Origin of the sequence: Bacillus sp. AFS001701, assembly GCF_002559405.1 — a bacterium.
In the GTDB taxonomy this organism is placed as follows: domain Bacteria; phylum Bacillota; class Bacilli; order Bacillales; family Bacillaceae_G; genus Gottfriedia.
In genome coordinates this window covers 1-11,802 of sequence record NZ_NTZO01000134.1, presented here as the reverse complement: position 1 = coordinate 11,802, position 11,802 = coordinate 1, and the positions used below count along the sequence as shown (strand labels likewise).

Genomic DNA, 11,802 nt, shown 5'->3' with positions numbered 1-11,802 from the left:
ATATTAAATTAAGCATAAATTTTTACATAAGAAGGAGATTTATATGAAAAAAGGTTTATCAATCATTATTTTACTGCTATTTTTATTCCCAACTATGGCGAGTGCGCATACTAAGCTTGTTTCTTCTAATCCATCAAATGGGCAAGTCATCACTGAACCAATGAAACAAATTACGCTTGAATTTGAAGAGGCTCTTGAGCAATTAGGTACTATCAAATTATATAAAGCTGGAACTGCTACTGCTGTTACAAATGTTTCTATTAAAAGTAATAAATTAATCGCTGATCTACCAAATGGTATAGAAAATGGTGATTATAAGATTGAGTGGAAAGTAGTAAGTGAAGATGGTCATCCAGTAACAGGTCAAATTCCTTTTAAAGTACAATTAAAGCAAGCTGAAACTAAAACGACTGACAAAGCAGTTAAGGATCAAACCCCAACTAAAGAAAAACAAAAAGAAGCTACTCCTAAAAAAGAAAAATCTAAATATCTTATTCCATTAATTGCAATCGGGCTATTTGGAATCGCGTTAATGGTTGGTGGAGTTGTTCTTTGGAATAGAAAATGAGTTATATCGTTCCAATCACGGAGTTCATAACATATATCCTTTATTCGATATTAGCAGGAAAGTTTTTATTAGATTTTGTACCGTCAGATAAAAAACCAACAATCAGCATTTCGAAAGGTACTGTTTATTTGGTTATTATCGGCATATTATTCTTTTCACTATTTCCTGCTATTCGAGTTATTACTTTTTTCCTAGATGATGTTCATCTTAAAACAGCCATTTATTCTGTTTTCATAAAAACTGCTGTAGGTAATGCATGGATTTACTCGAGTATGTTTGCCATTATGCTTGTCATTAATATTTATAGCGATGGCAAAAAGTTTTTTAATTTCTTTTGGTTATTCATGATGATTTTAAGTATCGGTTTTGCAGGGCATATAACCTCTATGAACTTTTGGACGGGTTTTATCTTTCAAAGTAGTCATCTTCTAATGGTTTCTATTTGGAGTGGAATTCTATTTAATGTCACTTGGCTAGCTAAGGACATTAATAACTATGGTAGATTCTTGAAATGGTTTACACCTTTAGCCATCATGTGTGTTGTTATTATTTTTATTAGTGGTGTAGTCTTAATGCTAGAAGTCGTTAAATTGAAAGACTATACGAATGCTTGGTTACTTCCTTATGGACAGATGTTAGTCTTGAAGCACATCAGCATCATTCCAGTATTGTTTTTTGCTTTTTTCAATGGTGTACTAATGAGAAAGTCCGCTGAAGTCCCTACGAGTAATATTCGTAGTTGGTTAAAAGCAGAGTATTTTACCATCATAATTGTGTTCTTTTTTACAGCTATTATGGGTACTAAATCTCCACCGCATAATATAAGTCTAACTTTACAAAATGAGGGTCCTTCTAAATGGATTGAATGGATTATGGGGATTGATATTACTTTACCTATTAGAATAGCTTTTACTTTTACGATAGAAGGAATGATGTTAATAAGTATGTCGATCATCTTCCTAGTGTTATTAGTCATTAGCTTTATGAAAAAGACAAAAATCATGCTACCAATTGCATTTAGTCTTTGCTTTTTGTTTACAATGTATCTTGGACTAATGTATAGCGTATCAGTACAATAAAAAAAAGATTGTACTATGTATTTAAGTACAATCTTTTTTACTTTAGTATCTAGTTTTAACGTCCATGTCTCCATTTAGTTGGCTTTCCTGATGAAGGGCAATTAGGGAATTTTTGTCCCGCTTGTAATTCGATATGCTCCCCGTCTTTATCAGTATAGTAGCCCGTAATCTTTACTGTTTCACCTGTATCATGTGTATGTCCAAATTCTTGATTATCCATCATAAACCTCCTTTTCAACTAAACTAGAATTACTTTTTCCTTCATCAAAGGTAATTATTCGATTACTACATCTTTTTTAGGATTTTTTGCTTATCTTTCTCGAATTTGTTTATCATGTACGATGTTTCTCCACTTTAAGTCCCCTCGCTCTAGACCATGAATTAAAATTTCTGCTGTACCCATGTTTGTTGCTAAAGGGATTGAGTAAACATCACATAAACGAATTAAAGCCAAAATATCTGGTTCATGCGGTTGCGCTGTAAGTGGATCGCGAAAGAAGATAACAATATCCATCAAATTCTTAGCTATTAAGGCACCGATTTCCTGATCTCCCCCAAGCGGTCCAGAATTAAATCGGTGTATTTTTAAATTTGTATTTTCCATTATTTTTGTTCCCGTTGTTCCTGTTGAATATAATTCATGTTTAGATAAAATAGATTCATATGCCATCGCAAAATTTACTAATTCTTTTTTCTTTTGATCGTGTGCAATGAAAGCAATTTTCAACGTCAACATTCCTCTCTTTTAGGAAAAATGGATTTTCAATTCCAGCAATTGTTCGTAAATAACAATTGGAAACGACTCCATTCAAATTTAACCTTTTATATTTTTTACTTCTTTGTAATGGTTATTCTACTCTTGCTTATGCCTTTTTACTATTATTAGAAGTTGGGATTTGAATAGTAAACGTACTTCCTTTTCCAACTTCACTATTTACTTGAATAGTTCCATTATGAATTTCCACGATCCATTTTGCAATCGCCAAGCCTAAACCATGGCTACCAATTTGTCTAGATCTTGATTTATCGGATCGATAAAAACGGTCAAATATTCGGGCATGGTCTTCCGGTTTAATCCCAATACCTGTATCTGTTACTTGGATACATAGTTCATTTTCTTTATTCGAAAGAACTAGCTGGACCGCTCCTCCTAGGTCCAATTGCTTATTTAGTTCTGATATGTCACTTTCTTTGATCGAATCCAAGCCATCGATCTTTTCTTCTATAACCGCTCTCACCTTAATCGTATAATTGGCAACTATATTTTTATTTTGATGTTTTAATTTGTAATTTGCCTTCCCTTTTTCTAAATTCATTACAAGCATAACTTTCTTGTTTTTGACCTTTAAGCTTTCATCGTAAATTCCAGTCGTCATAAGTCGATAGGTTTCTGATTCACTTGGACTGAGCTCCATAATCATTTTACTCTTATCAAATAATGCTATTCGATCCACTAATAAATCTTTTTTATTTGATTCAATTATAGGCATGACGATATTTATTCCGTCTTCTGTTTCTCTCCTATCTGCGTCGAAAAGACAAACTGGATCTATGTATGGCGATTCAGTTCTACTAAAATCAAAATATGAATTCAAAACACCGCCCGATACTTGTTCTTGTATAGGTTTAAAGTTAAGTACTTCAAATGCATTCGGTTTAGCAACAAAAAAGAGGCTGCTGAAAATTTAGATTTCAACTTAGCCTCTCTTCTATTAAAGATCAGGATCAACCTGATTTGGTTTTCTTATTACAACACGTTCATCAACTTCACTAACATGAAAGTCATCTTTTGTTGGAATGAAGTTTTCATCGTACATTTTTATCATCATTTTTCACTCCTGCTTAGAATTCAAATCCGAATATTCCCATATTATTAAGATGGATTGATTGATCTTAGTTTATTCTTAGTTTTGTTAAATGTTTGTTTTTATAAAACTTCAGAAGTTTAGCTTGTATGTATTATCATGTTCAAAATAAAAAAGGACTAATGGCTGTCACCACTAGTCCCCTGTATTTTATATTGAAAGTTATTTAATTGGTTTTCTTATTACAACACGCTCATCAACTTCACTAACGTGAAAATCGTCTTTTGTAGGGATGATATTTTCATCGTTAAATTTGGTCATCATTTTACACTCCCTGCTCAGTTTTTATTTTCAAATCTGTTTTTTAATAAACTTTAAGATTACTAATTTGATTATTCAACAGTAACTGATTTTGCAAGATTACGTGGTTTATCAACATCACAACCACGATGTAAAGCAGCATAGTAAGAAATTAATTGTAATGGTACGACTGAAAGGATTGGAGATAGTTCTTCTTGTACTTTTGGTAAAATGAAGCGATCGCCTTCCATATTTAATCCTTCCATAGAAATGATACAAGGGTTAGCACCACGAGCAACAACTTCTTTTACATTTCCACGAATGTTTAAGTTTACTGATTCTTGTGTTGCTAATGCGAAGATTGGTGTCCCTTCTTCGATTAGAGCAATTGTACCGTGTTTTAACTCTCCACCAGCAAATCCTTCTGCTTGGATGTAAGAAATTTCTTTTAGTTTTAATGCGCCTTCTAAGCAAACGAAGTAATCTACGTTACGACCGATGAAGAATGCATTACGAGTTGTAGCTAAATATTCTGTAGCAATTTTTTCAAACTCTTCTTTTTGGTTTGTAATTGATTCCATTGCATTTGCTACAATTCCAAGTTCTTTAACTAGGTTAAAGTTAACTGTTTTTCCTTTTTCTTTTGCAAGAGCATTTGCAACAATTGCAAGTACTGCTAATTGTGCAGTGTAAGCTTTCGTTGATGCAACAGCGATTTCAGGACCTGCGTGTAAAGGAAGAGTGAAATCAGCCTCACGTGATAATGTTGATCCTGGAACGTTTGTAAGTGTAATTGCTTTATGACCTAATTTATTTGTTTGTACTAGACATGCTCTACTATCAGCAGTTTCACCGCTTTGTGAAATATAAATGAATAATGGTTTTTCTGAAAGCAGTGGCATATTGTAAGAGAATTCACTTGCAACATGTACTTCTACAGGTACTCCCGCCATTTTTTCAATAAATTGTTTTCCAACAAGACCAGCATGATAACTAGTTCCACAAGCAACAATATATAATCTGTCAGCTTCTGCTAAAGCCGCTTTAATTTCTGAGTCGATTACAAGCTCGCCGTTTTCATCTTGGTACTTTTGGATAATATTACGGATTACTAAAGGTTGCTCATCTGTTTCTTTTAACATGAAATGAGGGTAAGTTCCTTTTTCGATATCGCTAGCATCAATTTCTGCAGTATATGGAGAACGTTCTTTAACATTTCCGTTAAGGTCCATTAATTGAACATGATCTTTAGTAACTAAAATAACCTCTTTATCCATTAATTCAATAAATTGATCAGTAATTTGTAACATTGCCATCGCATCAGATGCAATAACATTAAACTCTTCCCCAACACCTACTAGTAATGGACTTTTGTTTTTCGCTACATAAATCACGTCATCGTTTTGTTTATCTAATAATGCAATTGCATAAGAACCTTTAAGAAGCTTAAGTGTTTCTCTAAAAGCATCAAGCACAGATAAACCTTTTTTAATGTGTAGTTCAACTAACTGAACAATTACTTCAGTATCTGTATCACTTGTAAATTCAATATCATTTAAATAATCGTTTTTTAATTGTACATCGTTCTCGATAACGCCATTATGAACAAGTGTAAAACGCTCAGTAGAGCTTTGGTGAGGATGCGCATTGCGTTTACTTGGAGCACCATGTGTTGCCCATCTTGTATGACCAATTCCAACGTTTCCGTCCGTTTTTGTAGGGATTGATTTACGTAAAACTGCAATTCTACCTTTTTCTTTATAAACTTCTACACCTTTTTCAGTTAAAAGAGAAATCCCAGCAGAATCGTAACCACGATACTCTAATTTCTCTAAACCTTTTAATAAAATTTCTTTCGCATTATCATTTCCAATATATCCAACGATTCCACACATAATTAACTATTGCTTAGTAAGTCCTAAAACAAGACATACAAAATGTATAGGAATGGAACGCTGTTTTCCTAACCGTTTAACTATATAATATTCTATTCCCTCGTCATGTTTAATAATGGTAGAGGACTTACAAGCAATATCCACCTACCTTTCATATTCCGCTCATTAGCGAGTTCATTTTTTTGTTTTAAACGGTGTATCAGATTATTTACGTTTGTGCACACAGTCACCCATGTGTTTTACATAAATAATTTCGGTTGTGATACAGCAACCGGGAGTCATCCGCCGAAACTTCGATAAAACTCCACCTCGTCAACTACACATTCACGTCTAGTGTAGTTCTGGCGCTTTTGTAATACTTTATTATTTCTATACTCCTTCCCTGTTAGGAAAACAATAAAACAACTATACTATACTATATTTAAAATGGTCAACAAAAATATGTTGAAATAAGTTATAGAATAGCTGTATATAACAAAAATATGCATAGACTTACACAAAAGTGCTCATCAATGCATATTTTTTTAATTTATATTATTCTCCAACTTCTTCTTTTACAACAGCAACAATACGTTCAACATATTGTTTACATTCTGCCTCAGAAGGAGCCTCAGCCATTACACGAATAAGTGGCTCAGTACCAGAAGGACGAACTAAAATACGACCATTGCCGTTCATTTCTTCTTCTACTTCTGAAATGATTTTTTTAATACGTTCGTTATTAAGTGCTTCATTTTTATCTGTAACACGCACATTAATTAATAATTGTGGATACTTTTTCATTTCTCCAGCTAATTGTGATAAAGTTTTACCTGTTTCTTTAACAATACTTACGAGCTGAATCGCGCTTAACATACCATCACCAGTCGTAATATGATCTAAAAAGATGATGTGGCCAGATTGCTCACCGCCAAGATTAAAGCCATTCTTTCTCATCTCTTCCATTACATAGCGATCTCCAACACCTGTAACTGCACTTTTCATCCCATTCGTTTCTACTGCTTTGTAGAAGCCTAAGTTACTCATAACAGTTGATACAATTGTGTTTTGTTTTAGACGACCTTTTTCATTTAAATATTTTGCACAAATATACATTATTTGGTCACCATCAACGATTTCACCATTTTCATCGATTGCAATTAGACGATCTCCATCACCATCGAATGATAAACCGATGTCAGCACCTTTTTCCTTTACAAGAGCTGCTAAAGCTTCAGGATGTGTAGAACCTACACCATCGTTTATATTAAATCCATTAGGATTCGTTCCCATTGTAACAATATCTGCTTCTAAATCTGCGAATAAATATGGCGCTAATGAAGAAGTGGCACCGTGTGCACAATCTAGAGCAACTAATAGGCCAGAGAAATCTTCATCAATTGTGTTTTTAAGGAATTGTAGGTATTTTTGACCACCTTCAAAATAATCACTAACTTGACATAAATCATTTCCAGTTGGTCTTGGTAGACGATCAACTTCTGCATCCATCAACTCTTCAATTTCATCTTCTTGCTCATCCAACAATTTAAAACCGTCTGGACCAAAAAACTTAATCCCATTATCTGCAACAGGATTGTGCGAAGCTGAAATCATAACACCCGCTTGTGCACCTAGTGCTTTTGTTAAATAGGCAACACCTGGAGTAGAAATAACACCTAATCTCATAACTTCAGCACCAATTGATAATAAACCTGCAACTAGTGCTCCTTCAAGCATATGTCCTGATACACGTGTGTCACGCCCAACAATTATTTTAGGTTTGACATTGTTTTTAGTTAATACATAACCGCCACAGCGTCCAATTTTATATGCTAATTCAGGAGTTAACTCTTTATTAGCAACTCCTCGTACACCATCAGTACCAAAATATTTACCCATTTTAACTCTCCTTCTAATTCGATGACTGTCCTACATCGCCTGAATTCTCATTTTCATCAGTTTGAGCAGATTTTTTATCAGTAATTTCAATCGTTATTGTATCAAACTCTAAACTATATATAACTCCTTTTGGGCCGGTAATAGTAAGCGCTACGTCTCTAGTTCCTGGATCTAGTCCACTAACTTTTGCTGTAATATTTAAATCGCTTGGATTAATCGCATCCAAGTCTTCCTTAAATCCCTTGGCAGTAACTACTACTTTTCCTAACGGAGGCTTAGTAAACTTATATTCAAATTGATTATTTTCACCCACTAAATTAATAGGGATATTACTAAATTTCTTTTCCGTTTCTTGATCAAAATTAACGTCTACATTAATCGTGCTAGAGTCAACTCTAAATGCTCCATTTGGAGTAGGTACATTAACTTCATATGTACCACTTTGATTAAATGAAGATATGTCAACTGGCACTTCTATAGGACCGTTAAACTTGTCCAACCAATCTTTAGACGCATAAATTCTTACTGCATCAACTTTACTAGCAAGACTACTTAGTTTTAAACCATCCTTAAGTGTTCCTGTTTGCACTAACTTAATCGGGAAGCTAGCACTTTCAGAAACAATAGGAACAGTTACTTCAACTTTTCTTGGACTTGTAGTGAACGGCAGTTGAACACCTTTTTTATTGTATAATCTAACTGGTAACACCTGGCTAAATGTCTGATTCGCATCAGTAACATCCACACCAACACTTGCATATGCCACTTGTGACACTTCATCTCTTGATCCTACTATTGTCACTAAACCTGGTTTAACAATTGCATTCTCTGCCTTGTAGCCATGTTTAATCTTTTTTTCATTTAGATAAACAACTTTAACTGAAACTGCTTTTTCAATTTTTTCATTAATTGTTACTCTAACTGTTCTTGGTTTAATAGTTGCCTTTATTTTATCTGAAATATTTCTAATTTTTAAAGGAACTTCATATGTACCCAAAGCATAAGAAGTTAGATCCAAATATACTTCAAAATCCTTCTTCATTTCAGCAGTTTTTACAATACTATTAGGTCCATCTAATTGCACAGAAACATTCTTTGGAATTCCAGTTACAATTAGATTGCGCTGATCGTAAATAGGTGTTACTGGTACATCTCGCACTAATTCTTTATTATTAACAAACGGTATGTCTCCTAATCCCGATGTACTTGATTGTGGAACTAGATTGACAGACATGAAAAGTAATAATGTTACTAATAAAGCAATTCCTCTTAATATCCAACGATTATCCATAAAATTATCCATTACGTTTCACCTTCCAATTCCATTTAGATGTAGTGGACTCTTCTGGTGATTTTAGTTCAGTATTTAATAAATTTATAAGCTCGTCTTTTGATAATTCTCTATATAGATTTCCATTCCTTGCTACTGAAACAGCACCTGTTTCCTCGGAAACGACAATTGTAATACTGTCAGTAACTTCACTGATACCAACTGCAGCTCGATGTCTCGTTCCTAATTCCTTTGAAATAAATGCACTTTCAGACAAAGGTAAATAACAGGCTGCTGCTGTAATCTTTTCACCTTGTATAATTACCGCTCCGTCATGTAGTGGTGTATTTGGTATAAAGATATTAATCAATAATTCTGATGATAAATTAGCATTCATACGAATACCGGACTCTATATAGTCACCCATACCTGTTTGTCTCTCAAATGATATAAGTGCGCCTATTCTTCGTTTAGCCATGTATTCAGTGGCTTTTGCAATGTTCTCAACAATATCATTTCGGTCATTAATCCCACTACCTGCCGTTCTAGAGAAGAAACGGCCCCGTCCAAGCTGTTCTAGTGCTCTCCTTAATTCTGGTTGAAAGATAATAATAACCGCCAAGAATCCCCATGTTAATGCTTGATCCATTAAAAATTGTAAAGTATGCAAGCCAAATAGGCTGCTTAATACTTTTACAACAATTATGATTGTAACACCTTTTAAGAGTTGGACTGCCTTCGTCCCTTGAATAATGATAATTAATCTATATATAACAAACCAGACTATTAGGATATCTAATCCATTCTGTAAATACTGTAAAAAATTTATATGTAAAGAAGGCATCTTTTACCCTCCAAATTCTATAGAATAAAACTGTATCTTGAGTATTATACCATATTTTTGCAATACACAAAATTTGTGAGTTATTAATTATATTAACAATACTTTAACGACTATTTTAGTTATATTAAACAAAATTACAGAATTATATATGATGGCTCTTTATATTAATAGGAGAATAAGCAACAATCCATTTATATTTTGAAGGACAGTTCCGCAGAGTTTTTGATAAAAACAAAAAAGCTAGCGAATGCTAGCTTCATGTAGTTGAAAACCAACCTAGTCAATTAATTAGAAAATTTTCGTAAAGGGAGTAGATTGATGTTGATTTCCACTTCAGGATGCTCGCTTTCCATGGGGCGAGATTCTTTCGCCTCCTCGGCGAGCCTGCGGGGTCTTAGCCTTCCCGCTTATCCCATAGGAGTCGAGCATCCTTTTTGTTCCAATCAACTTATTCATAAAAAAAGTCTGCATTAAAAACCAAATCAAATACCCTTTACTTAGTGTAATCTAACAGTTGTTTATGAATCAGTTTGTGGGTCAATTAATATCTAAGCTTAGTAATCAATTTGTAAGCCAAAATTTGTTTGAACATTGACTACGCAACTTTAATCTCTCTTTAGTGAATTTTATTTAATAATTAAAGTAACTTCTCACCTAATAATGAGCCTATTAATGCAACGGCTACGATTGCTGTTCTATTTCTTTCGTCTAAAATTGGATTAACTTCTACGAATTCAATTGAAGTAATGATATCAGCATCAGATAACATTTCCATTGCTAAGTGACCTTCTCTATAAGTGATTCCTCCAGGAACTGGTGTGCCCACTCCAGGAACGTGAATTGGATCTAGACCATCAAGATCTAATGATAAGTGTACACCGTCACACCCTTTTAAGTGGTCAATGCTTTCTTCCATTACTTTTGTCATTCCTAATTTATCAATTTCATGCATTGTATAAACTTTAATTCCTAATTCTTTAATAATTGCTCTTTCGCCTTCATCAAGATCACGTGCGCCAATAATGATCACGTTCTCTGGTTTTACTTTAGGGAAGTAACCACCTATTTTCGTTAATAAATCGTGGCCATGACCTAAAGAAACAGCTAATGACATACCATGAATATTACCAGAAGGAGATGTTTCAGCAGTATTTAAATCTCCATGTGCATCAAACCAAATTAATCCTAGATTATTATAATGTTTTGATACACCTGCTAATGTACCGATTGCAATACTATGATCACCGCCAAGTACTAGTGGCATTCTGTTTCTTTTAATAACTTCATCTACTTCAGCAGCAAGCTTTTCACATGTTTCTTTTACAGATTTTAAGTTCTTTAAATTATGTTCTGAATTATCTTCTTTAACTGGTGTACGTTCTACTAAAATATCGCCTAAGTCTTCTACTTGATAAGACATTCTTTCAATACGTTCGTGTAATTGTGCATATCTAATTGCACTTGGCCCCATATCTACTCCACGTCTAGTTTGTCCTAAATCTAGTGGTACTCCAATAATTGAAATATCTTTTAACATTTTTATTTCCCCCATCTATTGAATTCATAAAAGAAAACGCTTACTTAATTTTTAAAAAATATAATTTTTTGACTGTTAAAGTTATTAATTATATTAATAGTTTAAATCTTTTGAAACAAATGGGTCAACTCGACATTTTTTTGTATACATATGCATTTTTAGCTTTTGAATTACTATATCATATGATTATATACAACAAAAAACCTTAGTCAAATGACTAAGGTTTAACTTTATGTATATTGGTGGAGCCTAGCGGGATCGAACCGCTGACCTCCTGCGTGCAAGGCAGGCGCTCTCCCAGCTGAGCTAAGGCCCCACTATTTATGTATATGCGAATGGAGCGGAAGACGGGGCTCGAACCCGCGACCCCAACCTTGGCAAGGTTGTATTCTACCACTGAACTACTTCCGCACATAAAAAAAAAGAGTGAGCCATGAAGGATTCGAACCTTCGACCCTCTGATTAAAAGTCAGATGCTCTACCTACTGAGCTAATGGCTCGTAATAAAATTACGAAAAAATAAAAAAATGGCTGGGCTACCTGGATTCGAACCAGGGCATGACGGAATCAAAATCCGTTGCCTTACCGCTTGGCTATAGCCCAACAATAAATGGTGGAGGGGGACG

General features: G+C 34.0%; 9 protein-coding genes, 4 tRNA genes and 2 pseudogenes. 2 read left to right on the top strand and 13 right to left on the bottom strand.

Going from position 1 to position 11,802, the window contains the following annotated elements:
* The first annotated feature begins 43 nt into the window (after window positions 1-43).
* Complete coding sequence (locus CN514_RS10775; protein WP_098232576.1) at window positions 44-568, top strand: copper resistance CopC family protein; 525 nt, start codon at window positions 44-46, stop codon at window positions 566-568.
* Window positions 565-1,647: a copper resistance D family protein gene (locus tag CN514_RS10770; protein WP_098232575.1), complete on the top strand. Its 1,083-nt coding sequence runs from the start codon at window positions 565-567 to the stop codon at window positions 1,645-1,647. Before CN514_RS10775 ends, CN514_RS10770 begins: the two co-directional genes overlap by 4 nt.
* A gap of 55 nt (window positions 1,648-1,702) precedes the next feature.
* Here the strand turns inward: CN514_RS10770 and CN514_RS25670 are convergent, their stop codons facing one another.
* From CN514_RS25670 to CN514_RS10715, 13 genes and pseudogenes are all read right to left on the bottom strand, one after another.
* Window positions 1,703-1,867: a hypothetical protein gene (locus tag CN514_RS25670; RefSeq protein ID WP_176525867.1), complete on the bottom strand. Its 165-nt coding sequence runs from the start codon at window positions 1,865-1,867 to the stop codon at window positions 1,703-1,705.
* A gap of 90 nt (window positions 1,868-1,957) precedes the next feature.
* On the bottom strand, window positions 1,958-2,374 hold the full coding sequence (gene mgsA, locus CN514_RS10765; protein WP_097978524.1) for a methylglyoxal synthase: 417 nt from the start codon (window positions 2,372-2,374) through the stop codon (window positions 1,958-1,960).
* 136 nt (window positions 2,375-2,510) lie between these two features.
* A pseudogene (locus tag CN514_RS25665) lies at window positions 2,511-2,798 on the bottom strand (sensor histidine kinase); the annotation flags it as partial.
* A gap of 18 nt (window positions 2,799-2,816) precedes the next feature.
* Window positions 2,817-3,137: pseudogene (locus CN514_RS26475) on the bottom strand (Ger(x)C family spore germination C-terminal domain-containing protein); the annotation flags it as partial.
* A 707-nt stretch (window positions 3,138-3,844) separates the two neighbouring features.
* Window positions 3,845-5,647 (bottom strand): glutamine--fructose-6-phosphate transaminase (isomerizing), encoded by a 1,803-nt coding sequence (gene glmS / locus CN514_RS10755; RefSeq protein WP_098232573.1) that lies wholly within the window; start codon window positions 5,645-5,647, stop codon window positions 3,845-3,847.
* A gap of 534 nt (window positions 5,648-6,181) precedes the next feature.
* On the bottom strand, window positions 6,182-7,525 hold the full coding sequence (gene glmM, locus CN514_RS10750; RefSeq protein WP_098232572.1) for a phosphoglucosamine mutase: 1,344 nt from the start codon (window positions 7,523-7,525) through the stop codon (window positions 6,182-6,184).
* Between the two features lie 13 nt (window positions 7,526-7,538).
* Window positions 7,539-8,828, bottom strand: coding sequence for a CdaR family protein (locus CN514_RS10745; RefSeq protein ID WP_098232571.1), 1,290 nt, complete (start codon window positions 8,826-8,828; stop codon window positions 7,539-7,541).
* Complete coding sequence (cdaA, locus tag CN514_RS10740; RefSeq protein WP_098232570.1) at window positions 8,821-9,639, bottom strand: diadenylate cyclase CdaA; 819 nt, start codon at window positions 9,637-9,639, stop codon at window positions 8,821-8,823. The genes CN514_RS10745 and cdaA overlap by 8 nt, the downstream gene beginning before the upstream one ends.
* Window positions 9,640-10,276: 637 nt before the next feature.
* Window positions 10,277-11,176, bottom strand: coding sequence for an arginase (gene rocF, locus CN514_RS10735; RefSeq protein ID WP_088014518.1), 900 nt, complete (start codon window positions 11,174-11,176; stop codon window positions 10,277-10,279).
* 240 nt (window positions 11,177-11,416) lie between these two features.
* Window positions 11,417-11,492 (bottom strand) — tRNA-Ala (locus CN514_RS10730).
* Between the two features lie 20 nt (window positions 11,493-11,512).
* Window positions 11,513-11,587: transfer RNA gene (locus CN514_RS10725), tRNA-Gly, on the bottom strand.
* Window positions 11,588-11,603: 16 nt separating this feature from the next.
* Window positions 11,604-11,676: transfer RNA gene (locus CN514_RS10720), tRNA-Lys, on the bottom strand.
* Between the two features lie 28 nt (window positions 11,677-11,704).
* A tRNA-Gln gene (locus CN514_RS10715) sits at window positions 11,705-11,779 on the bottom strand.
* Between the last annotated feature and the right edge of the window lie 23 nt (window positions 11,780-11,802).

Bases quoted from the DNA above. Each gene is read 5' to 3' on its own strand.
- CN514_RS10775 (WP_098232576.1), top strand. From the start codon at position 44: ATGAAAAAAGGTTTATCAATCATTATTTTACTGCTATTTTTATTCCCA.
- CN514_RS10770 (WP_098232575.1), top strand. From the start codon at position 565: ATGAGTTATATCGTTCCAATCACGGAGTTCATAACATATATCCTTTAT.
- CN514_RS25670 (WP_176525867.1), bottom strand. From the start codon at position 1,867: ATGGATAATCAAGAATTTGGACATACACATGATACAGGTGAAACAGTA.
- glmS (WP_098232573.1), bottom strand. From the start codon at position 5,647: ATGTGTGGAATCGTTGGATATATTGGAAATGATAATGCGAAAGAAATT.
- glmM (WP_098232572.1), bottom strand. From the start codon at position 7,525: ATGGGTAAATATTTTGGTACTGATGGTGTACGAGGAGTTGCTAATAAA.
- CN514_RS10745 (WP_098232571.1), bottom strand. From the start codon at position 8,828: ATGGATAATTTTATGGATAATCGTTGGATATTAAGAGGAATTGCTTTA.
- cdaA (WP_098232570.1), bottom strand. From the start codon at position 9,639: ATGCCTTCTTTACATATAAATTTTTTACAGTATTTACAGAATGGATTA.
- rocF (WP_088014518.1), bottom strand. From the start codon at position 11,176: ATGTTAAAAGATATTTCAATTATTGGAGTACCACTAGATTTAGGACAA.